27 protein-coding genes are annotated in these 24,059 nt (G+C 71.1%); 15 read left to right on the forward strand and 12 right to left on the reverse strand.

Features of this window, described 5'->3' with window-relative positions:
* The first annotated feature begins 43 nt into the window (after positions 1-43).
* Positions 44-562 carry an ATP-binding transcription factor AbmR gene (gene abmR, locus C1I92_RS21320; protein ID WP_111256669.1) on the forward strand — a complete coding sequence of 173 codons (519 nt, stop codon included), beginning with the start codon at positions 44-46 and terminating at the stop codon, positions 560-562.
* Positions 563-572: 10 nt separating this feature from the next.
* On the opposite strand, the gene trhA is transcribed toward abmR, so the two are convergent.
* A complete protein-coding gene (gene trhA, locus C1I92_RS21325; RefSeq protein ID WP_111256689.1) occupies positions 573-1,259 on the reverse strand; it encodes a PAQR family membrane homeostasis protein TrhA in 687 nt (228 codons plus the stop codon).
* 108 nt (positions 1,260-1,367) lie between these two features.
* Here trhA and C1I92_RS21330 point away from each other — a divergent pair, with 108 nt between their 5' ends.
* Entirely contained in the window at positions 1,368-2,129 is a 762-nt protein-coding gene (locus C1I92_RS21330; RefSeq protein WP_111256690.1) for an isoprenyl transferase, read from the forward strand.
* Position 2,130: 1 nt separating this feature from the next.
* On the opposite strand, the gene C1I92_RS21335 is transcribed toward C1I92_RS21330, so the two are convergent.
* The gene (locus tag C1I92_RS21335) at positions 2,131-2,466 is read right to left on the reverse strand and encodes a winged helix-turn-helix transcriptional regulator (RefSeq protein ID WP_111256670.1); all 336 of its coding nucleotides are present in this window, start codon (positions 2,464-2,466) and stop codon (positions 2,131-2,133) included.
* Positions 2,467-2,562: 96 nt separating this feature from the next.
* On the opposite strand from C1I92_RS21335, the gene C1I92_RS21340 reads away from it, so the two are divergent.
* A complete protein-coding gene (locus tag C1I92_RS21340) occupies positions 2,563-3,444 on the forward strand; it encodes an NAD(P)-dependent oxidoreductase (RefSeq protein WP_111256691.1) in 882 nt (293 codons plus the stop codon).
* A gap of 12 nt (positions 3,445-3,456) precedes the next feature.
* On the opposite strand, the gene C1I92_RS21345 is transcribed toward C1I92_RS21340, so the two are convergent.
* From C1I92_RS21345 to C1I92_RS21355, 3 genes are read right to left on the reverse strand one after another with little or no spacing between them, the layout of a single operon-like run.
* Entirely contained in the window at positions 3,457-4,053 is a 597-nt protein-coding gene (locus C1I92_RS21345; RefSeq protein ID WP_111256671.1) for a TIGR03086 family metal-binding protein, read from the reverse strand.
* Entirely contained in the window at positions 4,050-5,072 is a 1,023-nt protein-coding gene (locus C1I92_RS21350; RefSeq protein ID WP_111256672.1) for a sigma-70 family RNA polymerase sigma factor, read from the reverse strand. The genes C1I92_RS21345 and C1I92_RS21350 overlap by 4 nt, the downstream gene beginning before the upstream one ends.
* Positions 5,069-5,458 (reverse strand): VOC family protein, encoded by a 390-nt coding sequence (locus tag C1I92_RS21355; protein WP_111256673.1) that lies wholly within the window; start codon positions 5,456-5,458, stop codon positions 5,069-5,071. The genes C1I92_RS21350 and C1I92_RS21355 overlap by 4 nt, the downstream gene beginning before the upstream one ends.
* Positions 5,459-5,556: 98 nt before the next feature.
* Here C1I92_RS21355 and C1I92_RS21360 point away from each other — a divergent pair, with 98 nt between their 5' ends.
* On the forward strand, positions 5,557-6,372 hold the full coding sequence (locus tag C1I92_RS21360; protein WP_111256692.1) for an NAD(P)H-binding protein: 816 nt from the start codon (positions 5,557-5,559) through the stop codon (positions 6,370-6,372).
* Between the two features lie 36 nt (positions 6,373-6,408).
* Here C1I92_RS21360 and C1I92_RS21365 read toward each other — a convergent pair whose 3' ends face one another.
* From C1I92_RS21365 to C1I92_RS21380, 4 genes are read right to left on the reverse strand one after another with little or no spacing between them, the layout of a single operon-like run.
* Positions 6,409-7,329 (reverse strand): ABC transporter permease, encoded by a 921-nt coding sequence (locus C1I92_RS21365; RefSeq protein WP_111256674.1) that lies wholly within the window; start codon positions 7,327-7,329, stop codon positions 6,409-6,411.
* On the reverse strand, positions 7,322-8,248 hold the full coding sequence (locus C1I92_RS21370) for an ABC transporter permease (RefSeq protein ID WP_111256675.1): 927 nt from the start codon (positions 8,246-8,248) through the stop codon (positions 7,322-7,324). The genes C1I92_RS21365 and C1I92_RS21370 overlap by 8 nt, the downstream gene beginning before the upstream one ends.
* A gap of 9 nt (positions 8,249-8,257) precedes the next feature.
* The gene (locus C1I92_RS21375) at positions 8,258-9,628 is read right to left on the reverse strand and encodes a M14 family zinc carboxypeptidase (RefSeq protein ID WP_199521451.1); all 1,371 of its coding nucleotides are present in this window, start codon (positions 9,626-9,628) and stop codon (positions 8,258-8,260) included.
* Positions 9,629-9,670: 42 nt separating this feature from the next.
* Positions 9,671-11,284: a peptide ABC transporter substrate-binding protein gene (locus C1I92_RS21380; RefSeq protein ID WP_111256676.1), complete on the reverse strand. Its 1,614-nt coding sequence runs from the start codon at positions 11,282-11,284 to the stop codon at positions 9,671-9,673.
* Between the two features lie 186 nt (positions 11,285-11,470).
* On the opposite strand from C1I92_RS21380, the gene C1I92_RS21385 reads away from it, so the two are divergent.
* The 3 genes from C1I92_RS21385 to C1I92_RS33950 all read left to right on the forward strand — a co-directional run bounded on the left by C1I92_RS21385 (position 11,471) and on the right by C1I92_RS33950 (position 14,475).
* Positions 11,471-11,962: a GbsR/MarR family transcriptional regulator gene (locus C1I92_RS21385; protein ID WP_111256677.1), complete on the forward strand. Its 492-nt coding sequence runs from the start codon at positions 11,471-11,473 to the stop codon at positions 11,960-11,962.
* Positions 11,963-12,197: 235 nt separating this feature from the next.
* Positions 12,198-13,538 carry an RNA 5'-3' helicase PhoH2 gene (gene phoH2 / locus C1I92_RS21390; protein WP_111256678.1) on the forward strand — a complete coding sequence of 447 codons (1,341 nt, stop codon included), beginning with the start codon at positions 12,198-12,200 and terminating at the stop codon, positions 13,536-13,538.
* A gap of 259 nt (positions 13,539-13,797) precedes the next feature.
* On the forward strand, positions 13,798-14,475 hold the full coding sequence (locus C1I92_RS33950; protein ID WP_158564223.1) for an aggregation-promoting factor C-terminal-like domain-containing protein: 678 nt from the start codon (positions 13,798-13,800) through the stop codon (positions 14,473-14,475).
* 61 nt (positions 14,476-14,536) lie between these two features.
* On the opposite strand, the gene C1I92_RS21405 is transcribed toward C1I92_RS33950, so the two are convergent.
* Positions 14,537-15,937 (reverse strand): class II fumarate hydratase, encoded by a 1,401-nt coding sequence (locus tag C1I92_RS21405; RefSeq protein WP_111256681.1) that lies wholly within the window; start codon positions 15,935-15,937, stop codon positions 14,537-14,539.
* A 227-nt stretch (positions 15,938-16,164) separates the two neighbouring features.
* Between C1I92_RS21405 and C1I92_RS21410 the strand changes: the two genes are divergently transcribed.
* Complete coding sequence (locus C1I92_RS21410; RefSeq protein WP_111256682.1) at positions 16,165-16,959, forward strand: ferritin family protein; 795 nt, start codon at positions 16,165-16,167, stop codon at positions 16,957-16,959.
* Here the strand turns inward: C1I92_RS21410 and C1I92_RS21415 are convergent, their stop codons facing one another.
* Positions 16,960-17,640, reverse strand: coding sequence for a spermidine synthase (locus C1I92_RS21415; protein ID WP_158564224.1), 681 nt, complete (start codon positions 17,638-17,640; stop codon positions 16,960-16,962).
* Between the two features lie 115 nt (positions 17,641-17,755).
* On the opposite strand from C1I92_RS21415, the gene C1I92_RS21420 reads away from it, so the two are divergent.
* From C1I92_RS21420 to C1I92_RS33960, 7 genes are all read left to right on the forward strand, one after another.
* A complete protein-coding gene (locus C1I92_RS21420) occupies positions 17,756-19,042 on the forward strand; it encodes an extracellular solute-binding protein (RefSeq protein WP_111256683.1) in 1,287 nt (428 codons plus the stop codon).
* A complete protein-coding gene (locus tag C1I92_RS21425) occupies positions 19,039-19,977 on the forward strand; it encodes a carbohydrate ABC transporter permease (RefSeq protein ID WP_111256684.1) in 939 nt (312 codons plus the stop codon). Before C1I92_RS21420 ends, C1I92_RS21425 begins: the two co-directional genes overlap by 4 nt.
* Positions 19,977-20,825 carry a carbohydrate ABC transporter permease gene (locus C1I92_RS21430; protein ID WP_111256685.1) on the forward strand — a complete coding sequence of 283 codons (849 nt, stop codon included), beginning with the start codon at positions 19,977-19,979 and terminating at the stop codon, positions 20,823-20,825. Before C1I92_RS21425 ends, C1I92_RS21430 begins: the two co-directional genes overlap by 1 nt.
* Before the next feature lie 27 nt (positions 20,826-20,852).
* A complete protein-coding gene (locus tag C1I92_RS21435) occupies positions 20,853-22,115 on the forward strand; it encodes an ABC transporter ATP-binding protein (RefSeq protein WP_111256686.1) in 1,263 nt (420 codons plus the stop codon).
* Between the two features lie 73 nt (positions 22,116-22,188).
* Entirely contained in the window at positions 22,189-22,818 is a 630-nt protein-coding gene (locus C1I92_RS21440; protein ID WP_199521452.1) for a DUF1707 SHOCT-like domain-containing protein, read from the forward strand.
* Positions 22,815-23,534 carry a DUF1707 SHOCT-like domain-containing protein gene (locus C1I92_RS33955; protein ID WP_111256687.1) on the forward strand — a complete coding sequence of 240 codons (720 nt, stop codon included), beginning with the start codon at positions 22,815-22,817 and terminating at the stop codon, positions 23,532-23,534. Before C1I92_RS21440 ends, C1I92_RS33955 begins: the two co-directional genes overlap by 4 nt.
* A gap of 41 nt (positions 23,535-23,575) precedes the next feature.
* Positions 23,576-23,743, forward strand: coding sequence for a hypothetical protein (locus C1I92_RS33960; protein WP_158564225.1), 168 nt, complete (start codon positions 23,576-23,578; stop codon positions 23,741-23,743).
* 9 nt (positions 23,744-23,752) lie between these two features.
* Here C1I92_RS33960 and C1I92_RS21450 read toward each other — a convergent pair.
* Positions 23,753-24,059, reverse strand: a 307-nt coding sequence (locus C1I92_RS21450) for an HNH endonuclease signature motif containing protein (protein WP_146605225.1), incomplete at its 5' end; no start/stop codon positions are given.

The following is a 24,059-nucleotide window of genomic DNA, read 5'->3' on the forward strand; positions in this document are numbered from 1 at the left end:
GACAGGTCTGGGCGTTGCGGCGTAATCATGTAATCATCGTTGCATGAGTGACACCGACACTGTCGAGCGGATCCGCGGCTGGCTCACCGGCCGGCTGCCGGACGACTGGTTCGAGGGCCCGGTCGAGGTGACCGTCGACCGCGAGGAGATCACCGTCGTCGGTCGGATCCCCGCCCCGCCCACCGAGGACGTCTCCGACGTCGAGCGCGACGCGGCGCTGTCCGGCCGCATCGGCGCGTTCCGTGAGAGCACCCGCGAGCGGCGCATCGAGATCGCCCGCGAGTTGGAGCACCGCAGCGGCCGCAAGGTCGCCTGGGGCGTCGACTGCGGCGACCGGCGCGAGCTGTTCACCCGCCTCGCGGCACCCGTCATGACCCGGCTGCGCCAGCCGGAGCGGCGGGTCCTCGACACGCTGGTCGACGCCGGGGTGGCGCGGTCGCGCTCGGAGGCGCTGGCGTGGTGCGTGAAGCTGGTCGCGACGAACGCGGACGAGTGGCTGGCCGACCTGCGTCAGGCCCTCACCCACGTCGAGGAGGTCAGGGCCGCCGGACCCACCCCGTGACGCCCGCGGGTCAGCTGGCGGCGACCGTGCCGACGCTGAACGCGGCCAGCCAGATGCCGACGTGGTGGCTGACGAAGCCGGCGAGTGTGAACGCGTGGAACACCTCGTGGAAGCCGAACCAGCGCGGCGACGGATTGGGCCGTTTCGTCGCATAGGCGACGGCGCCGAGCGTGTACATGAGGCCGCCGACGATGATCAGCGTGGCCACCGCCGCGCCGCCGTGGGTGGCGAACTCGGGCAGCCAGAACACCGCCGCCCAGCCCAGCGCCACATAGATGGGCACGTAGAGCCAGCGGGGTGCGCCGGCCCAGAACACCCGGAACAGCACGCCGAGCAGCGCGCCCGCCCACACGAGCCAGAGCAGCACGGTCGCGTCGCTCTCGGGCAGCACCAGCAGGGTGAACGGCGTGTACGTGCCGGCGATGATCAGGAAGATGTTCGCGTGGTCGAAGCGCCGCAGCACGGCGTGCGCACGCGGCGACCACCGGCCGCGGTGGTAGACGGCGCTGACGCCGAACAGCAGCGCGGCGGTGAAGGTGTAGATGGCGGCGCTCACCCGGACCTGCGTGGTCGGCGCCACGATGATCAGCACCGTGCCCGCGAGCACCGCCACCGGGAACGTCCCGGCGTGCAGCCAGCCACGCAGCCGGGGCTTGACCGCCGCGACCGCGTCGCGCACCTGCTCGTCGAACGTCATGAACCCCACCGTACCTGTGAATTCACCGCAGATCCGGTCCGGGAGAGTACTCTCGGGCGGGGAAAACGACGTCCGGCCAACGGCCACGAGCTGGAGGTGCATCGGTCGATGGGTCTGGCCGACCTGCCCTACCGTGTCTACGAGAAGCGCCTGCGGCGCCGCCTCGACCGCGGCCGGCTGCCCCAGCACGTGGCCGTGCTCATGGACGGCAACCGGCGGTGGGCGCGGGCGCTCAGCGCGCCGACGTCCAGCGGGCACCAGGCGGGTGCGGAGAAGGCGCGCGAGTTCCTCGGCTGGTGCGACGAGCTCGACGTCGGCGTCGTCACGCTGTGGATGCTGTCGACGGACAACCTCAACCGGCCCGAGGACGAACTGGTCCCGCTGCTCGGCATCATCGAGAGCCTGATCCAGGACATCGCCGCCAGCGGCCGCTGGCGGGTGTACCCGATGGGCGCGCTCGACCTGCTGCCGCCGCGCACCGCCACCGTCATCAAGGAGGCGGCCGACCGCACCCGCGAGATCGACGGCATGCACGTCAACGTCGCGGTCGGCTACGGCGGCCGGCGCGAGATCGCCGACGCCGTCCGAGCGCTGCTGCACGAGCACGCCGCGAAAGGCGCCTCGCTGGAGGAGGTGGCCGAGGTGGTCACCGTCGAGGGGATCGCCGCACACCTCTACACGAAGGGCCAGCCCGACCCCGACCTCGTGATCCGGGCCAGCGGCGAGCAGCGGCTGTCCGGCTTCATGCTGTGGCAGAGCGCGAACTCGGAGTTCTACTTCTGCGAGGCGCTCTGGCCCGACTTCCGCCGGGTCGACTTCCTTCGCGCGCTGCGCTCCTACAGCGAGCGCGAACGCCGCTACGGCCGCTGAGCTAACTCGTCCGCTCGCGCGCCCAGGCGGCCAGCGGCTCGAGCGCGTCGTTGAGGCGCATGCCGTCCTCGGTCAGCGAGTACTCGACGCGAGGCGGGACCTCGTCGTAGGAGACGCGACGCACGACGCCGTCGGCCTCCAGCTCGCGCAGGTGGGAGGCGAGCACCTTCTCGGTGATCCCCGGAAGCAGCCGGCGCAGTTCGCCGAAGCGGCGCCGGGGGCGCTCGTGGAGGGCCCAGAGGATGAGGACCTTCCACTTGCCGCCGATCACCTCCATCGCGGTGTCGATCCCGCAGACGTGTGCGTCCGGTGCGCCCGGCCGGTTCAGCGTCGTCATGCCCCACCCCTCCGACGTGCTCGCTCACCCCAGGGTAACCACCCACTCCGAAGTGCGTACTTGATCATCTCCGGGTCTGTGACCAGCCTGGTCGGCATGGCATCGAACACTGTCGAGAAGACCTCCGTCACGCTGCTGGGCCTCGGCGCGATGGGCTCCGCACTGGCCCGCACCTGGCTCGCCGCCGGCCACGCGGTCACCGTCTGGAACCGCACCCCGGCCCGTTCCGCGGCGCTCGCCGCCGAGGGCGCCGAGGTGGCGGACAGCGCCGCCGCCGCGGTCGCGGCGAACTCCCTGGTCGTCGTCTGCCTGCTGGACGACGCCTCCGTCGACGAGGCGCTGGCCGGCGCCGACCTGGCTGGGCGAGACCTGGTCAACCTGACCACCAGCACCCCTGCTCAGGCGCGGGCTCGCGCCCAGTCCGCGCGCGAGCTCGGCGCCCGCTACCTGGACGGTGGGATCATGGCCGTCCCGCCGATGATCGGTGTCCCGGAGGCCGGCGGCTTCATCTTCTACAGCGGCGCGCGGGAGCTGTTCGAGCGGCACCGCGAGACGCTGGGCGTCCCGGCCGGCGCCACCTATGTCGGCGACGACGCGGGCTTCGCGGCCCTGCACGACGTGGCCCTCCTCAGCGCCATGTACGGCATGTTCGCCGGGATCGCGCACGCCTTCGCCCTCATCCGCAAGGAGGACATCGACCCGGCGTCGCTCGCCCCGCTGCTCACCGGCTGGCTCGTCGCGATGGCCCCGTCGGCGCACCAGACCGCGGACCAGCTCAGGAGCGGCGACTACACGAAGGGCGTCGTCTCCAACCTCGCCATGCAGGTGGCCGGCACGCCGACCTTCCTGAGCACCGCCGAGCAGCAGGGCGTCAGCCCGGAGCTGCTCAGCCCCTACTTCAAGCTGATGCGCCGCCGGCTGGCCGAGGGCAGCGCGGAGGAGGACCTGACGGGCGTGATCGACCTGCTGCTGCGCTGAGCGACCGGTGCTTCACCACAGGCCGTGCGCCGCCGTCGCCGTGGCGTCGCGGCCGAGGAAGGCCAGCAGCCGCACACCCGGATCGTCGCCCTCGCGGCCGCCCAGCGGCGGGGCGAACCGGGCCGGGCGGTCGGCCTCGTCGACCAGCACGCTCGACACGCCCAGCAGGCGCAGCGCGAACGACGGCGGCAGCGGCCGGTCCGCGCCGCAGGCCCGGGCCACGTCCCAGCCGTGCACGGCGATCTCCAGCGCGCCGGTCGCGGCGACCGCGCGGGCGCTCAGCCACCGGTCCCCGACGGCGACGACGTCCGGCCCGGCGCCGGCCGCGCATCGTCCGGCCAGCAGCGACGCCCGCCGGCGCACGGCGCCGATGGGGTCCGCCGGCGCGTCGGCGTCGCCGGCGAACGGCGCGCTCACCCGGCCGGCCCCCGTCGCCTCCAGCAGCGCCAGCAGCGAGTCGTTCAGGTGCCGCAGCAACGCCAGCAGGTCCCAGCCGGCGCACGGCGTGGGCCGGGCGAGCAGGGCCGGGCGCACCAGCGCCAGACTGCCGGCCAGATAGCCGAGCGCCCGGTCGAGCAGCTCGGCCCCGTCGGCCGGCGGACCGGTCACGGCAACACGTCCGGCAGCCCGAACGGCCCGAACAGGCCGACGTCGAAGAACTGCGCGACGTGCGTGATGCCGGCCGTGCCCATCGACACGACCTGGACCGCGAACGGGCGGTAGACGCCGTCGAGATCGCGCAGGTACTGGGCCAGCGCCGGCTGCCCGTTGGCGGACGTGCGGACGATGCGAATGTCGCCGGCGGCCTTCATGGGGCACTGGACGAGGATCAGCTCGGCGATGTCGGCCGGCCCGACGAACCAGGCGGCGAACGGCGGCATCTCCCAGACGGCGTCCGCGGTCATCAGCCGCACCAGCGCGTCGACGTCGTAGGCCTCGAACGCGGTGACGTACTGCTTGAGCAGCTCCTCGTGCTCCGGCGAGAGCGGCTCGACGGCGTCGTCCTCGGCCGGCGCGACCTTGTCCAGCTGGGCGTGCGCCCGCTGCAGCGCGCTGTTCACCGCCGCCGTCGACGTGTCCAGCAGGTCGGCGACCTCTGCGGCCTTCCACCTGAGCACGTCGCGCAGCAGCAGGACGGCGCGCTGCCGCGGCGGCAGGTGCTGCAGCGCCGCGACCAGCGCCAGCCGGATGCTGTCGCGCGAGGTGACGACGGTGGCCGGGTCGACGCCGGCCCCGTCGCCGACCAGGACGTCGGGCAGCGGCTCCAGCCACGGCACCTCGGACCGCTCGATCAGGTCGCCGGAGGGCTCGGCGCTCGGGCCGCCGAGGCCGGTCGGCATCGGTCGCCGGGCGCGGCTCTCCAGCGCGGTGAGGCAGGCGTTGGTCGCGATGCGGTAGAGCCAGGTGCGCAGCGACGAACGGTCCTCGAACCGGTCGTAGGCCTTCCAGGCTCGCAGGTAGGTCTCCTGCACCAGGTCCTCGGCGTCGTGGACCGAGCCGAGCATGCGGTAGCAGTGCGCCAGCAGCTCGCGCCGGTAGGGCTGGGCCAGTTGCTGGAAGTCGCCCGTCGTCATCTGCCGACGATACTGCCGGGTGTCGGCGATCGACGGAAGTGCCGTCGCCGTCATCGTCGCTGCGCCGCCAGCTCTGCCCGGTGCTCCGCGCTGATCTGGATGAGCTGGACGTAGTTGCCGTCGGGGTCGATCGCGGTGGCGAACAGGCTGCCGTCGCGATCCTCCAGCGGGGCCAGCCAGCGCACGCCCATCTCGTCCAGCCGGTCGGCCGCGGCGCGGGCGTCGTCGACGTCGAAGTTGAGGATCACGCGGCCGGGCTCGGGGTTGGCCGGGCCGACGTCGTCGCGCCGGTCGATCATCAGGTGGAAGTCGCCGTAGCGCAGGATCCGGTAGTCGCCGACCCGGGCGTCGTCGGCCGGGGTGAGCGCCGCGGCGTACCAGGCGCCCAGCCGCTCCGGGTCGGTGCTGGACAGCAGGATGCTGGCGAGGGTGGCGGTCATGGGAGATCTCCTCTCGTGGCGGACGTAGAGGTAGACCACCGAGCGGGCGGAAAGTCATCGCGCTGACGTTGTCGGCGCCGGCTGGTTGACTGGTGATCATGACCGAACACGCGATCCTGGTCCTCGGCAGCACCGGCACGGTCGGCCGGCGCCTCGTGGCCCGGCTGGCCGACCTGGGCGCGCCGGTGCGGGCGGCGTCGCGGCGCGGCGACGTGCGCTTCGACTGGTCCGAGCCGCCCACGTGGGCGCCCGCGCTCGACGGCTCCGACCGGCTGTTCGTCCTGGCGCCCGACGGCGTGCCGGTCGACCCCGCGTTCGTGGCGCAGGCGGTCGAGTCCGGAGTGCGGCGCATCGTGCTGCTGTCCAGCCGCGGCATCGAGGCGATGGACGACCGGCGGCTGCTCGACGCCGAGGCGGTCGTCCGCGGGTCCGGCGCCGAGTGGACCATCGTGCGCGCGGACTGGTTCGACCAGAACTTCGACGAGGGCTTCTTCCGGCCCGCGATCCTGGCCGGCGAGCTGGCCATGCCGCTGGGCGAGCACCGGCAAGCCTTCGTCGACGCCGGCGACATCGCCGCGGTGGCGGCCGCGGCGCTCACGTCCGATGGCCACGGTGGCCGGCGCTACGACGTCACCGGGCCGCGGCCGCTCACGTTCGGAGAGGCGGCCGAGATCATCGGCCGGGTGTCCGGCCGGACCGTCCGCTACCGGGGCTCGGCCGAGGAGTACATCGCCCAGCAGGAGGCGCTCGGCGAGCCGCGCGAGGCCGCCGAGGGCGCCGTCGCCGTGTTCGCCGCGCTGCGAGCCGCGGGGGAGGAGGGTCCGACGGACGACGTGCTGCGGGTGACGGGTCAGCCGCCGCTGCCGTTCGAGACCTATGCCGCCGGCGCCGCCGCGGCCGGCGCCTGGGACTGACCGCGGCTGCGCGAGACCCGGGCGTGCGTGCCCGGCTCAGCGCAGCCGCGGGTCCAGGGCGTCGCGGATCAGGTCGCCGAGCACGATGAAGCTGAGCACCGTCAGGCTGAGGAACAGCGACGGGAAGATCAGCAGGTGCGGTGCGGCGGCGAAGTCCGTCGACGCGTTCGAGAGCTGCAGGCCCCACGAGATCGCGGGCGCCTGCAGGCCGACGCCGAGGAAGGTGAGGGTCGACTCGACGACGATGACGGTGCCGATGTCGAGCGTGACCATCACCATGATCGGCGTGATCGCGTTGGGCAGCACGTGCCGGCGCAGCAGCCACAGCCTGCTGCCGCCGAGGCCGACCGACGCGCGCACGTAGTCCATGTCGCGGACCTGGATGACGCTGGATCGCATGACCCGCGTCATCGACGGCCAGCGGAACATCGCGAGGACCAGCGCGACGACGAGGATGCTGCGCGCCTCGAACGCCGTCAGCACGACCAGCGCGCCGAGCAGGAACGGGAACCCGAAGAACACGTCGGCGAACCGCGACACGACCGCGTCGACGACCCGGCCGAAGAAGCCGGCCAGGCTGCCCAGGACCAGCGCGAGCACCAGCGTCAGCACCGTCACGAGCACGCCGACGCTGATCGAGGCCCGGGCGCCGTAGACGACGTTGGCGTAGACGTCGCAGCCCTGCTTGTCGAAGCCGAACGGGTGACCGGGCGCCGGGCCCTCGGTGCTGCGGGACAGGTCGCAGACCCGCGGGTCGCCGTTGCCGAACCAGCCGGCGAACAGCTGCGGGAAGATCGCCATCAGCAGCAGCACGATCACGAGCAACGACCCGACGACGAACAGCGGTCGGCGGCGCAGCTCGCGCCAGGCGTCGCCGACCAGCGTCGACGACTTCCCGGCGGACTCCTCGACGGGAGCGGCCGGCTCCGTGGTGATGGTGGCGGTGGGGTCACTCATGGCGGATCCTCGGGTCGAGCACGCCGTAGAGCAGGTCCACGACGAGGTTGGCCAGGAGGAAGATCACGACGAGGACGGTGGCGACGCCGACGACGACCGGCCCCTGCTGCGCCGCGATGGACGAGAACAGCAGCTGGCCGACACCTGGCAGGTTGAACACGCCCTCGATGATCACGGTGCCGCCCAGCAGGTAGCCCAGGTCGATGCCGAGGAACGTCACCGCCGGGATCAGCGAGTTGCGCAGCACGTGCCGGTACACGACCCGGCGCGGGCTCAGCCCCTTCGCCGTGGCCGTCTTGACGTAGTCGGCGCGCAGGTTCTCCAGCATGCTGGCGCGCACCAGCCGGGCCACCGACGCCAGCCCGAACACCGCCAGGATGATCGACGGCAGCAGGTAGCTCACCGGCCAGCCCTCGTCGATGCCGGACACTGGGACGATCCCCAGCCGCACCCCGAACACGATCTGCGCGGTGTACGCGAGCACGAACACCGGGATCGAGATCACGCCGACGGTGAAGAACAGCACCGTGTGGTCCAGCCAGGTGCCCTTGCGCAGCGCCGTCAGCACGCCCAGGCCGACGCCCAGCACCACCTGGATCACCCACGCCGTCAGCGCCAGCCGGATCGTCACCGGCCACCGCTGCGCCATGAGATCGGCGACCGGCCGGCCGTTGAAGTCGGTGCCGAGGTCGCCGGTGAACAGGTTGCCGAGGTACTTGAGGTACTGCAGCAGCACCGGGTCGTCCAGGTTGAACTGCGCCCGCATCGCGTTGATGACGCTGTCCGGCAGCTGCCGGTCGCCGCCCAGGGCCCGGATCGGGTCGCCCGGCAGCGCGTAGACCGCCAGGTAGATGAGCAACGTGACGCCGAAGAAGACCAGCACCAGCTGCAGCAGGCGCCCGACGACGTACTTGCCCATGCCGTGACCTCAGCCGCGTCCGGCCGCGTGCGCGGCGGTGACGAGGATGGCGGCGTACTGCACAGCCGCCAGCTTGCCGTACGGGATGGCCTGCGCGGGCGTCACCTGGGCGGCCTCGGCGGCCCAGCCGTCGTACAGCGCGGACATCGCCGCATGCTGCTCGCGGATCGTGGGCGTGCCGTTGCCGACGGCCAGCTCGCCGTCCAGCGCCCGCAGCAGCGTCCCGCCCCAGCGCAGCCGGAACATGTGCACCGCGTCCAGGCACCCGAACTGCTCGGACACCGTCGCCGGGCGCTGCGCGTCCGGCTGCGCGGCCCGGTGCTCGGACTGGCGCGCCATCTTGTCCAACAGCGGCACGAACGCCTCGGAGGAACGGACGAACGGCGAGCGGACGGAGAAGCTCGGCCGGGCCGCCGCGAGGATCCGGTCCAGCCGCGTGTGGACGTCGCGCAGCCCGGCGGCCTGCTCGCCCAGCACGTCGGCATACGTGCGGCTGAGCAGGGTGTCGTCGTCGGCGTCCGGGTGGGTCCAGTACGGCATCTCGGTGACCAGCGTCAACGTGCCGTACTTGGCCGCGTACGCCGCGCTGGAGTCGCCGGACTGCCGGTAGGTCGGGTCCAGCCCGGCCGCCTCGGTGAAGTCGTACTGGTCCTGGCTGCGGATCATCCCGAAGATCGCCGGCGCGTACCGCTCGACGTACGGCGCCTCCGGCTCGCCGGTGTCCAGCGGCAGGCCGACGTCGGCCGCGATCCGGTGCAGCAGCGGGTAGAGCTGCGGCTCCGGCCGGGACAGGTAGTAGTAGACGCCGCCGTACTCGCCGTTGTGCAGCGAGCACATGAACGCCGGCCTGGTGTCGTCGATCAGCCGCATCAGCGCAACCGTCTCCGGCATCATCCGGTCGAAGTAGGCCCGCTTGTAGGCGAACGGGAACGTCCACTCGACCTGCTCGTCCGGCGCCGGACGGTAGAACTTGCGGCCGTACTCGGTCCGGGTCAGCGGGCCGCGGAACCAGCCCTCGTTGAGCCGCATGCCGTCAGGGTCGATGCACGGCACGACGTGCCAGGTGTAGCCCATCCGGTCCAGCAGGTCGCGGTCGGTGGTCAGCCGCTCCATCAGGTGCAGCGCGGTGATGTTGCCGATCGGCTCGTTCGGGTGCACGCCGCCGAAGACGACGGCGTGCCGGTCCGCGGAGCCGATCGTGATCGCCTCGATCGGCTCACCGAGCCGCGACGTGCCCACCCGGCGGATCCGGGTCACGTCCGGGTGGGCCGCGTGCGTGCGCTCCAGCGCGGCCGCCAGCTCGTCGACCGTCGGGAACGCGTCGGCCTCCGGCTGGACCCGTAGTGCCTCGTCGACCAGGTGGGACGTCGGGATCGTCACTCTCTGCCCTTCTCTGCGTGCTGCTCTGTCACGGTGCCGCCGTTAGTTGACGACGACCTCGGTGAGCTCGATCTGGTCGAACCCGATGATCACGTTGGACACGTTGGCGCTGTGCGCGTAGACGTACTTGGCGTAGAACAGCGGGACGATCGGGAAGTCCGCGAGGATCTGCTCCTCGGCCGCCTTGTACAGCTCGGTGGCCTCGTCCAGCGACGGCGCCGCGTCCGCCTGCGCGATCAGCGCGTCGACCTCGGGGTTCGCGTACGTGCCGGCGCCCGCGCGGCCGTCGCCGTTGGAGCTGAACACCGACCACAGCAGGCTCTGCATGCTCGGGTACAGCGAGCCCCAGCCGCCCCGGAACGGGCCGGTGGCCTGCTGGTTGTTGAGGGCGTCGATGAACTGGACGAAGCCCGGCTGGCTCTTCGTGACGACCTCCTCGATGCCGAGGTTCTGCCGGATCTGGTTGGCCAGCGCCTCGAACGTCTGGTCGTAGCCGACGCCGCCGGGGAACCAGATCTCCATCGGGCCCTCCCAGCCGCCGGCCTCGGCCAGCAGCTCCTTGGCCCGGTCGGGGTCGAACTCGCAGAACTCACCGCACAGGCCCTCGGTGCCGCCACCAGGGGCGGACGGGCCGTGCAGCGACGTCGCCGGCGTGTAGAGGCCGCCGAAGATCGCCTCGTTGACGGCTTCGCGGTCGATCGCCATCGAGACGGCCTGCCGCAGCCGCGGGTCCTGGAAGCGCGGGTCCCACAGCGGGAAGCCGAGCCAGTCCAGCCGGATCGCGTTGAACGCGATGAAGCTGTCCGGGAAGTCGGTCGCGACCTGCTTGTACTTCTCCTGCGGCACCGAGACGATGTCGACCGCGCCGCCGATCGCGTCGGTGTAGGCGGTCGTGGTGTCGCTGTAGATGCGGAACGTGATGCCGTCGGCCTTGGGCTGCGGGCCCTGGTAGTCCTCGTACCGGGTCACCGAGAGCTGCACGTCGTGCTCCCACGTGCCGTCCATCATGAACGGCCCGTTGCCGACCGGCGCCTCGTTGAACGCGTCGAAGTCCTCGAACGCGACCTCGGGCAGCGGGTAGAAGCCGGGCTGGCCCAGCTTGTACGGGAACTGGCTGTCGGCCGTCTTCAGCGTCACCCGCAGCGTGTTCTCGTCGACGACCTCGACGCCGGACAGCGTGTCGGTCGCCGGGGTGCCCTCGGCCGGGTTCAGCTCGTCCCAGCCGACGATGTTGGCCAGCTGGGCGTTGTTGCCCCACGCGTTGGGCCCGTAGGCGGTGGCGTTCCAGGCGTCGGCGTAGCTCTGCGCCGTCACCGGCGTGCCGTCGTGGAAGGTCCAGCCGGGCTTGAGCGCGATGGTCCAGACGATGTTGTCGTCGCTCTCGATCGACTCGGCGTGCAGCAGCTGCGGCTCGCTCTGGTCGCCGAACTTGACCAGGCCGGAGAAGAGCGCGTGCATCTCGTCGAACGCGCCCTGGGAGCGGCCGGGCAGGAGGAAGTCGGGTTCGTCGATGCCGACGGAGAAGATGCCGCCGCTGCTCTCGCCGCCGCCGTCCCCGCCGGTGCTGGAGTCGTCGTCGGAGCCGCCACCACAGGCGGTGACGGTGAGGAGAGCAGCACCGACAGCGAGTGCTGTGAGCCGTTGCCACGTGCGCATGGTCACCTCTCGGGGTGTGCCGCGGGCAGTCTCGGTGCCCGTTCGCTTGAAGTGTGGGTGAATCTAGTGACACTCTGAAGTTTCAAGCAAGGGGTTCGTTCGTCGAACTTTCAGAAGTTACTGAGACTTAACCGTACTGGCGGAGCCTGGCGGTCATGGCCCACCATGTGGGCCTGAGGAGGTGTCATGGCGGACGACCGGGCGAAGCTCGAGTTCTTCGTCGAGGAGCTCGGGGTGCTCTTCGAGGAGATGGGGGAGCGGCGGATGAACGGCCGCGTCCTCGGCTATCTCATGCTCAGCCCCGAACCTCACGTGTCCACGGCGGAGCTGATGCGGGAGCTGAACGCCAGCGCGGGCTCCATCTCGGCCGCGACACGGGCGCTCTCCTCGCCGGGCTTCATCCGCCGCGTCTCGGTGCCCGGCTCCCGCGGCCACTTCTACCGGGCCGACGAGGACGTGTGGGGCGCGTTCCTCGCCGCCGAGCACCGCTACCTCTACAAACGCCAGCGGTTGGCCGACGAGGTCATGGCCGCGCTGGAGGGCGCCGACGACATCGTCAGCCGCCGGATGGCGAACATGCGCGACTACTTCAACTGGCTCGAGGCCCGTCACCGCACGCTGGGCAACGAGTGGGAGGAGTACAAGCGCCAGCGCGACGCCGAGCGCGACGGCGGCTGACGGAACCGACCGTTCACGGGGCGTTCAGGCGTGTCCTATCGCCGGGGTCCTGCCGGACGGTAATCTTGGCAGTGGCGGACGGTGAGTAGCCGGCCGCTCGGGAGGCCCGTCCTACGTGCTGACACCATGGCGCGAACGGAGGGCCGGCACCCGGCCCGGTGGGCTCGGTCCCGGCACTCCGCGCGACACAGACGCCTGAACCGTCAGGGTGCACTCAGGCGTGAGGGAGACGGACGTGGCCGCTTCCAAGAATCAGACCCGTCGTCGCACCACCCGGCAGGAGCCGGCACGCCGCACCTACGTTCTCGATACGAGCGTGCTGCTGGCCGACCCCTACGCGATCCTCCGGTTCGCCGAGCACGAGGTCGTGCTGCCGATCGTGGTGATCACTGAACTCGAGGCCAAGCGCCACCACCCCGAACTGGGGTACTTCGCGCGAGCGGCATTGCGGCTGCTCGACGAGTTGCGGGTGGAGCATGGCCGTCTCGACGACCCCGTACCGGTCGGCGATGAGGACGGCACGGTCCGCGTGGAGCTCAACCACACCGATCCCGAGGTGCTGCCGGCCGGGTTCCGGCTGGGCGACAACGACTCCCGCATCCTCGCGGTGGCCCGCAACCTGGCCGCCGAGGGGAACGACGTGACGCTCGTGTCGAAGGACCTGCCGATGCGGGTCAAGGCGTCCTCGGTCGGCCTGCACGCCGAGGAGTACCGCGCCGAGACGGTCGTCGAGTCCGGGTGGACCGGCATGGCCGAGCTCGAGGTGGCCGGCACCGTGCTCGACGAGCTGTACGAGAACGGCTACGCCGACCTCGAGGACGCCCGTGAGCTGCCCTGCCACACCGGCCTGGTGCTGCACAGCGAGCGCGGCAGCGGCCTCGGCCGGATGACGGCGGACAAGCGGATCAAGCTCGTCCGCGGCGACCGCGAGGCGTTCGGCCTGCACGGCCGATCCGCCGAGCAGCGGATCGCGCTGGACCTGCTGCTCGACGACGAGATCGGCATCGTCTCGCTGGGCGGCCGGGCCGGCACCGGCAAGTCGGCGCTGGCGCTGTGTGCCGGACTCGAGGCGGTCATGGAGCGGCGGCTGCACAAGAAGGTCGTGGTGTTCCGGCCGCTGTACGCGGTCGGCGGTCAGGACCTCGGCTACCTGCCGGGCAGCGAGTCGGAGAAGATGAACCCCTGGGCGCAGGCGGTCTTCGACACACTCGGCGCGCTGACCACGCAGGACGTCATCGACGAGGTGGTCGCGCGGGGCATGCTCGAGGTGCTGCCGCTGACCCACATCCGCGGCCGGTCGCTGCACGACGCGTTCGTCATCGTCGACGAGGCGCAGTCGCTGGAGCGCAACGTGCTGCTGACCGTCCTGTCGCGCATCGGCAGCAACTCCCGCGTGGTCCTCACGCACGACGTCGGGCAGCGCGACAACCTCCGCGTCGGCCGGCACGACGGCGTCGTCGCGGTGGCCGAGAAGCTCAAGGGACACCCGCTGTTCGCGCACGTCACGCTGACCCGCTCGGAGCGCTCGCCGATCGCCGCGCTGGTCACCGAGATGCTGGAGCAGCTGCCCGGGTGAGCGAAGTCTCATTTCGTTGATTCGTCAGCTATGTCCGGGACTCCCGCGTCACCCCGCCGCCGCGCGTGGTGACGCGGGAGTCTTCGCTGGTCAGCCCGGTTAGCCGGGGTGAGCGGCGACGGCGTCCGCGTCGGGCGGCGCCGATCGGCGTCACGTAGCCGCAGGGCGTCACGATCGGTCGCGTGACACGCCGAGGAGTTGGCAACGATCACGATTCCATTGCAGGGTGGTGGAGCCCTACAGGAAGGTTCACCCACTCGTGCATCGAAGACGCAGCCGTCTGCGCCGCATCGCAGCCGGCCTCGGACTCCTCGCATCGATCACCGTTCTCGCCACCCTGCTGACAGGGTGGCTCGTCGACTCCGCCGGCTCCGGCGCCACCGCCACGGTGAGTGCCGACGCCGAACAGCTCACGCTGCCGGAGGTCGGCGCCAAGGCCCAGGAGCCGCAGCGGCCGTCGCTGGAGCAGGACCTCGCCGCCGCGGCCGAGGCGCAGGTGCAGGCCGAAGCCGAGGCCGCCCGCGCTCAGGCGGAGGCCGAGGCCAAGGCGAAGGCCGAGGCAGAGGCGGCGGCCGCCGCCGAGGCGGCCCGGCAGGCAGCGGCCGAGGAGGCCGCCCGGTCGCTGGAGCGGGCCATCGAGGACCCGCAGTCCGCCGCTCGCACGCTGATGGCCGACTACGGCTGGGGCGACGAGCAGTTCCAGTGCCTGGACAACCTGTGGACCCGCGAGTCCAACTGGAGCCACACGGCCGAGAACCCGTCCTCCGGCGCGTACGGCATCCCGCAGTCGCTGCCGGCGGACAAGATGTCCCGCTTCGGCGACGACTACCGCACCAACCCGGTCACCCAGATCGAGTGGGGCCTCTGGTACATCGAGGGTCGCTACGGCGACCCGTGCGGTGCCTGGGCGCACTCGGAATCCGTCGGCTGGTACTGATCCCCCCGGAACGCTCCCGTCACCGCTGCCGGTGACGGGAGCGTTTCGTCATCTCTGAGCCTCAGGCCGATGGCGGGCGCGTCATGCTCAGCACGTCGAGGGCCTGGTCCAGCTGGTCCTCGGTGAGCTTGCCGTCGGCGAGGTAGCCGCGCTCGACGACGACCTCGCGGATGGTCTTGCGCTCGGCCAGCGCCTGCTTGGCGACCTTCGCCGCCTCCTCGTAGCCGATGTAGCGGTTCAGCGGCGTGACGATGGACGGCGAGGACTCGGCGTACTCGCGGCAGCGCTCCTCGTTCGCCTCGATGCCGGCGACGCAGCGGTCGGCGAACAGGCGGGAGATGTTCGCCAGCAGCCGGATCGACTCCAGGACGTTACGTGCGATCACCGGCAGCATGACGTTGAGCTCGAAGTTGCCGGCCGCGCCGGCGAACGCCACGGTGGCGTCGTTGCCGACCACCTGCGCCGACACCATGCACAGCGCCTCGGGGATGACCGGGTTCACCTTGCCCGGCATGATCGACGAGCCCGGCTGCAGGTCCGGCAGCGCGATCTCGGCCAGCCCGGCGCGCGGGCCGGAGCCCATCCAGCGCACGTCGTTGGAGATCTTGTAGAGCGACACCGCGATCGTGCGCAGCTGGCCGGACAGCTCCACCAGGCCGTCGCGGGCGCCCTGCGCCTCGAAGTGGTTGCGCGCCTCGGTGAACGGCAGGCCGGAGTCGGCGGCGATGCGGCCGATGACGGCGGACGCGAACCCGGGCGGGGTGTTGATGCCGGTGCCGACGGCGGTGCCGCCGAGCGGGACCTCGGCGACGCGCGGCAGCACGGCCTCCAGCCGCTCGACGCCGTAGGAGACCTGGGCCGCGTAGCCGCCGAACTCCTGGCCGAGCGTGACGGGCGTCGCGTCCATCAGGTGCGTCCGGCCGCTCTTGACGACGGAGGCGAACTCGGCGGCCTTGCGCGACAGCTCGCCCTCGAGGTGGCGCAGCGCCGGGATGAGGTCCTGCACGACGGCGGCCGTGGCGGCGATGTGGATGGCCGTCGGGAACACGTCGTTGCTCGACTGCGACGCGTTGACGTGGTCGTTGGGATGCACCGGCGAGCCGAGCCGCTCGGTGGCCAGCGTCGCGATGACCTCGTTGGCGTTCATGTTGCTGGACGTGCCCGACCCGGTCTGGAACACGTCGATGGGGAAGTGGCCGTCGTGCCCGCCGGCCGCGACGTCGGCGGCGGCCTCCTGGACGGCCTTCGCGAGGTCGCCGTCGAGCACGCCCAACTCGGCGTTGACCTGCGCGGCCGCGCCCTTGATCGAGGCCAGCGCGCGGATCAGCGCGCCCTCGATCGGCGTCCCGGAGATCGGGAAGTTCTCCACGGCGCGCTGGGTCTGCGCGCGGTACTTCGCCGCCGCGGGAACCCGTACCTCGCCCATGGTGTCGTGTTCGATGCGGTACTCCTGGTCGCTCATGTACCCATCATGGTCGACCGCCGGAACCCCTGACCGGCCGACCCCTCTACGTCCGTGGGAGGCCCAGATATCCGGGTCGTCTCAGGGATAATCCGGGTGATCGAGGGCACATTGCCAGGCACTATGTGAGACAGGCATAATCGCACTATAAAGAATGAGCCTCCGTTTTACGAGGACCAAGGGAGGGACGGGGCGGGGACCCCTCCGGCACGTCGCCCCGGCACGACATGGCCTTCGACATCCGCGACTACACCCGAACGTCCCAGGCGGTGCAGTGGCAGGACCTGCCGCTGGACGACTTCCGGACCAATCCGCTTCCGCCCGACACGTTGCGCAGTCTCCGCTACATGTGTGACGTCGAGTACCACACCGTCTGCTACCTGCGCGACATGCTCGTGACGCCGTCGCACAAGGACCCGCAGGTCACCGCGTTCATGACGATGTGGAACATGGAGGAGTTCTGGCACGGCGAGGCACTCGCCGAGGTGCTGAACCTCCACGGCATGCAGATCGACTACGACCACCTCAAGGCGACCCGGCTACGCATGGGCTGGCGCGACAAGCTCGACCCGATCAAGCAGTCGGTGCTGGCCAACGTGATCGGCCAGGACTTCGTCGCCGTGCACATGATCTGGGGCGCGGCCAACGAGTGGTCGGCGATCACCGCGTACAACCGGCTGGCCGAGCTGGAGCAGCACCCCGTCCTCGCGGAGCTGCTCAAGCGCATCGCGAAGCAGGAGGCGCGGCACGTCGCGTTCTACGCCACCCAGGCCCGCGACCGGCTGGCCCGTAGCAGGAAGGCACAGAAGATCGCCCGGTTCGCGCTGCGCAAGTACTGGGGCCCGGTCGGCTCCGGCGTCATGGCCGAGTCCGAGGTCCGGCACGTGCTACGCCACCTGATGAGCGGCCCGGACGGACGGCGCGCGGCCCGCTCCATCGACGAGCACATCGGCCGGATGCCCGGCCTGGCCGGCCTGCGCATCGTCGAGGACGCCCTGGAGGCCCGCGGCATCCCCGCCTGATCAGCCGGCGCGGCTCGCGACGTAGACGTGGTAGTCGACGTCGCGCTGCTCGCGCCGGACCGTCCGCACCACCTGCTCCACCGGGCCGACGGCGTCGGCGAGCGCGTCGTCCAGCACCGGCGCCGGCGACGCCGACCACACGGCCAGCAGGCCGCCCGGCCGCAGCGCCCGGGCGGCCGCGCCGAGCAGCGGCGGCTCGTACACCTCGGCGTTCGCCTCGTGCACGAGGAAGTGCGGCCCGTTGTCGACGTCGAGCAGGATCGCGTCGTAGGTCGCGGGCGCGGACGCCGGCAGCACCGCCCGGACGTCGTCGACGACCATCCGCACCCGCGGGTCGCCGACGACGGCGTCCAGCCCGGGCACGACCCCGCGCCGCAGCACGTCGACCAGCGTCGGCTCGATCTCCACGACGTCCACCCGCCGCACCCGCCCATCCGCGAGCAGTGAGGCGACCGTGAACCCGAAGCCCAGCCCGGCCACGAGCACCGTCGCCGGGTCCGGATGCCGGTCCAGCGCCAGCTCGGCCAGCAGCCGCTCGGTCGACGTCTCCGCGGTGTCCATGAGGAACGTGCCGTTGACGATCAGCTCGTAGACCGGCCCGTCCGGCGTGACCCGGCGGCGCACGACCAGCTCGCCGTCGACACCGTCGTGACGAACCAGCGTCTGCGGGGTATCGATCACCAGAACACCGTATGTCCTCGACCGGCGGCACCGGATGTCGTAGGTTCGACTCACACCCTGACGCTCCGATGCCGTAGCGGTCACTGGAGCGCCAACCCTGCTCCAGGGAGGCGATGTGGTCAGAAGGACCGTCAGCGTCGCGGCCGCCGCCGTCCTCACGCTCGGCTTGGCCGCCTGTGGTAGTGACGACTCCACCCCGACCCTCACGTGGTACATCAACCCGGACAACGGCGGGCAGGTCGAGCTGGCCAGACGCTGTACCGAGGCCGCCGACGGCGCGTACCGGATCCGGACGTCGCTGCTGCCGCGCGAGGCGTCGGCGCAGCGCGAGCAGCTGGCCCGCCGGCTGGCGGCGAACGACTCGTCGATCGACATCATCAGCCTCGACCCGCCGTTCATCCCGGAGCTGGCCGAGGCCGGGTTCCTGGCCGAGATCCCCGATGACGTCGCACAGGACGTCACCGACAACGTGGTCCAGGGCGCCATCGACGGCGCCACCTGGAAGGACCAGCTGGTCGCCGTGCCGTTCTGGGCGAACACCCAGCTGCTCTGGTACCGCAGGTCCGTCGCCGAGGCGGCCGGGCTGGACCCCGAGAACGAGCCGGTGACCTGGCAGCAGATCATCGACGCGGCCCAGTCGCAGGACAAGTACCTCGGCGTCCAGGGCATCCGCGCCGAGGCGCTGACGGTGTGGATCAACGCGTTGGTCACGTCGGCCGGCGGCGAGATCATCGACAACCCGGAGGCGCCGGCCGACGAGGTCCAGCTGGGCCTGGAGACCGACGCCGGCCGGGCGGCCGCGCAGATCATCGAGGACATCGCCCGCGCCGGGCTCGGCGGCCCGGGCCTGGCCAACGAGGACGAGAACGCGTCGATGCTGCTGTTCCAGGGCGACCGCGGCTCGTTCATGGTCAACTGGCCGTTCGTCTGGGCGGCCACGCTGGCCGGCGTCGAGGCCGGCAACCTCGACCAGTCCCTCGTCGACGACATCGGCTGGGCGCAGTACCCAGCGGTCGCCGAGGGCGAGGAGTCCCGTCCGCCCTACGGCGGCATCAGCCTCGGCATCGGCGCGTTCAGCGAGCACACCGACCTCGCCATCGAGGCCGCGCAGTGCATCGTCACGCCCGACAACCAGGCGTACTACATGGTCACCAACGGCAACCCTGCGTCGAACACCGAGGCCTACGACGACCCGGAGGTCCAGGAGGCCTTCCCGATGGCCGACCTCATCCGCGAGTCGCTGGAGGCGGCGGCGCCGCGGCCGCAGACCCCGTACTACAACGAGGTCTCCACCGGCCTGCAGAACACCTGGCATCCGCCGAGCTCGGTCACACCCGACTCCTCGCCCGAGGACGCCACGACGCTGATCACCGAGGTGTTGAAGGGGGAGAGGCTGCTATGAGCGCCACCGACGCCGCGAACGGCGGCAAGGCCCTGATCAGCGACCGCGCGCGGGCCGAGCGGCGACTCGGCTGGTGGCTGGCCGGCCCCGCCTTCGTGGTGATGCTGCTGGTCACCGCGTACCCCATCGCGCAGGCGTTCTACGAGTCGCTGTTCAAGTTCCGCCTCACCGATCCCGACGCCCGCGAGTTCACCTGGCTGAACAACTACGTGGTGGTGCTGACCGACGGCGTGTGGTGGCGGGCGGTCGGCGTGACCGTGCTGATCACCGTCATCACCGTCGCCGTCGAGGCGGTGCTGGGCTTCGCGCTGGCGCTGGTCATGCACCGTGCGCTGACGACGCTGCGGCCGATCCTGCGCACGGCGATCCTCATCCCGTACGCGATCATCACCGTCGTCTCGGCGTTCGCGTGGTTCTACGCGTTCAGCATCGACTCCGGGTTCGTCAACTCCTGGTTCAGCTGGCTGCCCGGCATCAGCGAGAACACCAACTGGTTCGGCGAGTTCGGCACGTCGGTGTTCGTGATCATCGCGTCGGAGATCTGGAAGACGACGCCGTTCATCTCGCTGCTGCTCCTGGCCGGCCTCGCGCAGGTGCCGGAGGACCTGCAGGAGGCGGCCAAGGTCGACGGCGCCACCTGGTGGCAGCGGCTGTACAAGGTGACGATCCCGAACATGAAGGCCGCCATCATGGTGGCGCTGCTGTTCCGGACCCTCGACGCGTTCCGCATCTTCGACAACGTCTTCATCATGACCCAGGGCGCGAACAACACCGAGGTCGTCTCGTTCCTGGCGTACAGACAGACGATCAGCCGGCTCGAGATCGGCCTGGGATCGGCGGTGTCGGTGCTGCTGTTCCTCTGCGTCGTGCTGATCAGCATCCTGTTCATCAAGTTGTTCAAGGTCGATTTGGCCAGCGCGAGGGGTGAGCGGTGATGGACGAACAGCAGCTCTCGCGCGGCACCAAGGCGTGGTGGTGGGTCGCCGGCGTCGTCGTCATCGTCTACGCGCTGTTCCCGGTCGCGTGGATCGTGTCGCTGTCGTTCAAGACGCCGAGCGACCTCGCGAACCTGCAGTTCCTGCCGACGAACTGGGTCTGGGACAACTACGACAACATCCTCGCCGGCGACGCCCAGGACCTCTTCCTGTCGGCGCTGCGCAACTCCATCGGCATCTCGCTGATCGCCACGTTCATCTCGGTGGTGCTGGCGACGTTCTGTGCGTACGCGATCGCCCGGCTGGACTTCCCGGGCAAGCGGCTGATCCTGACCACGGCGCTCGCGGTGGCGATCTTCCCGGTCATCTCGATCGTCACGCCGCTGTTCAACCTGTGGCGCAACATCGGCCTGTACGACACGTGGCCGGGCCTGATCATCCCGTACCTGTCGCTGACGCTGCCGATCTCGATCTGGACGCTGTCGGCGTTCTTCCGTCAGATCCCCTGGGAGCTGGAGCAGGCCGCGCAGGTCGACGGCGCCACCACCTGGCAGGCGTTCCGCAAGGTGATCGTGCCGCTGGCCACCCCCGGCGTGTTCACCACGGCGATCATCTCGTTCTTCATCGCGTGGAACGACTTCGTCTACGGCATCTCGCTGACCTCGACCGAGGCGGCCAGGCCGGTCCCCGCGGCGCTGGCGTTCTTCACCGGCGCGTCGCAGTTCGAGGAGCCGACGGGTGCGATCGCGGCGGCCGCCGTCGTCGTCACCATCCCCGTCGTCATCCTCGTCCTGCTGTTCCAACGCCGGATCGTGTCCGGCCTGACCCAGGGCGCCGTCAAGGGCTGACCTGGACCGACGGGAAGGAAGATCCCCATGGCTGCCATCACGCTGAAGGACATCAACAAGCGCTACGGCGACGGCTTCCACGCGGTGAAGGACGTGAGCCTGGACATCGCCGACGGCGAGTTCGTCATCCTGGTCGGGCCGTCGGGCTGCGGGAAGTCGACGCTGCTGCGGATGATCGTCGGGCTGGAGGACATCACCAGCGGCGAGCTGCGCATCGGCGACGAGCGGGTCAACGAGAAGGCGCCGCGCGACCGCAACCTGTCGATGGTGTTCCAGAACTACGCGCTCTACCCGCACCTCACCGTCTACGAGAACATCGCCTTCCCGCTGCGGCTGGCCAAGACGCCGGACAAGGAGGTCGACGAGCGGGTGCGGCGCGCGTCTGACCTGCTGGAGCTGGACGAGCACCTGGACCGCAAGCCGGCCAACCTCTCCGGCGGCCAGCGCCAGCGCGTCGCGATGGGCCGGGCGATCGTCCGCGAGGCGCAGGCGTTCCTCTTCGACGAGCCGCTGTCGAACCTCGACGCGAAGCTGCGCGGCCAGATGCGCACCGAGATCTCCCGGCTGCAGAAGCGGCTGGGCATCACCACGGTGTACGTCACGCACGACCAGGTCGAGGCGATGACGCTCGGCGACCGGGTCGTCGTGCTGCGCCGCGGCGTCGTCCAGCAGGTGGACAGCCCGCGCGAGCTGTACGAGAACCCCGTCAACCTGTTCGTGGCCGGGTTCATCGGGTCGCCGCCGATGAACTTCATCTCCGCGACCGTCGTCGGCGACCAGCTGCACACGCCGTTCGGCGAGTGGACGCTGCCGGCGTCGCGGTCGGCCGACCTCAGCGGCCGCGAGGTCGTGCTGCTCGGCGCCCGGCCGGAGGCGTTCGAGGACGCGTCCGTCGTCTCCGACACGGTCCGCGACCACGGCGTGACGTTCGACGCGACCATCGACGTCATCGAGTGGCTGGGCAACGAGCAGTACGCCTACGTCCCGTACGAGGCGCCCGAGGACATCCGCGCGCGGCTGGCCGAGCTGGAGCGCGAGCTGGACAGCGAGGCGCTGCGCACGCAGCTGGTCGTCGCGCTGGACGCCAGCAGCCGGGTCCCGGAGGGCCGGCCGGCGAAGCTCTGGCTGGACCTGCGCCGCGTGCACGTCTTCGACCCGGAGTCCGGTGACAACCTCACGGTCAAGGCGATGAGCGCGCGCGGTGAGCGGGTGGTCGACGCCGGGGCGGCGACCGCTGCCCCGGCGGGCGAGGCCGCCGCCGAGACAGGGGAGACCCCGACGGTGCCCTGATCCTTCTTCCGGGGTAGATCTCCGGGATTTCTCCTCCGCTCGGACGGCCGGGTGATTGCTAAGGTCGTCAGTTGTGGACGAGACACGCGACCAGCGGGCGATGCGGGCGTCCGACGCCGACCGTGAGCAGGTCGCGGACGTCCTGCGGCAGGCGGCCTCCGAGGGCCGGCTGAGCCTGACCGAGCTGGAGGACCGGATCGAGGCGCTCTACGCCGCCAAGACCTACGCCGACCTCGAGCCGGTGGTCGGCGACCTCCCCGGCGACCTGCCGCTGCCGCCGTCGGCCGCCCTCGTGCGCCGTTCCGCTTCCGCGCCGGCACCCTCTTCTTCCCGCGTGGGTGGGGTGCCCTCCTCGCGCAGCGCGAAGGTCGTCTTCAGTGGCATCCAGCGCCGCGGCGACTGGGTCGTCCCGCAGTACTACCGCATCAAGGCCGTCTTCGGCGGCGCCGACCTCGACCTGCGCGAGGCGACGCTCGAGGCGGCTGAGGTCGAGATCGACATCAAGGCGGTCTTCGGCGGCGTGAACATCCTCGTCCCGCCGGACCTGCGGGTCCAGGTCGACGGCGACGGTGTGTTCGGCGCGTTCAACGACGACACCACGCGCGGCCCGCAGCCGGGTTCCGGCGCGCCGGTCGTGCGGATCACCGGCAAGGCCGTCTTCGGCGGCGTCAACGTCCAGCGCAAGGCGGCAGGCGAACGATGAGCGAGGTCCCCGACCAGCCCAAACCGGCCGCCGGCGCCGACTTCCCGGACGTGCGCAGCGCCGCCGACCTGCGCTGCTCCGACGTCGACCGGGATCGGGTCGCCGAGGCGCTGCGCCAGGCCGCCGGCGACGGACGGCTCACGCTCACCGAGCTGGAGGAGCGGCTCGAGGCGACGTTCAAGGCGCGCACGTACGGCGAGCTGCAGCCGATCACCCGCGACCTGCCCCAGGGCCCGTACCCGCTGCCCGGCGGCAACCCGGCGGCGAACTGGCAGCAGGGGCGGCCGGCCCCCGCCCGGGCCGCGTCGGCCGCGCGGCCGCCGCTGCCGCCGTCGGCCGGGCCGGTCCGCTCCGGTGAGCGGATCACCAGCGTGCTCAGCAACGAGAAGCGTCAGGGCCGCTGGGAGGTGCCGGCCCGCATCGACGTCACGTCGATCCTCGGCGAGGTCGTGCTCGACTTCACCGAGGCCGTCGTGCGCACCCCCGAGGTGGAGATCCAGACGGCGATCGTGCTGGGCAGCCTCACCATGATCGTGCCCGAGGGCATCGACGTCCGGCTCGACGAGGGCACGAACATCCTCGGCGAGCGGAAGATGAAGCTGCGCGAGCCGGTGACGCCGGGCGCGCCGGTCTACCGGGTGCGCGGGTTCGTGCTGCTGGGCGAGGTCACGGTCCGGCCGCCGCGCGACAAGCGCCGTTCAATTCTCGGCCACTGACCAGCATCGGGGGGTTCACCGCCGTGAGCGATCATGCTTCGATGAGTCCCGTGGTGCTGGTCGCCGTCCGCCACGACGACCCCGCCCCGTCCGATGACGGCGACTTCGGCTGGGGTCCGTCGGGCGTCGTCTGGGCCGGCTTCGGCTGGCTGGTCCTCGTGGTCATCGGCGCCCTCCTGCTCCGCCGCCGCGCCTCCCGCCGCCGCTGACCTGCGGGATCAGAAGGGCACCGGTTCGGGGATCCGGGTGCGGATCGGGCCGATGGCCTCGGGCTCGACGGGGTAGCGGTGGCCGGCTGGAGTGATCCACCAGGTGGTGCCGTGCAGGTCGGTCGCGGTGGCGAATCGGTGCCAGGTCTTGGCCCGGTGGTGGCCGGTATGCAGGGCCCAGGTGTTGTCCGGGTCGGTGGTGCCGCCGCGTTCGTACGGAATGCGGTGGTCGATCTCAGCCAGGATGGCCGGCCGGTGGCAGGTCGGGAACCGGCACGTCCGGTCGCGGACGACGACGTGGGCGGCGAGGTGGGCG

Origin of the sequence: Jiangella anatolica, assembly GCF_003236295.1 — a bacterium.
GTDB lineage: Bacteria > Actinomycetota > Actinomycetes > Jiangellales > Jiangellaceae > Jiangella > Jiangella anatolica.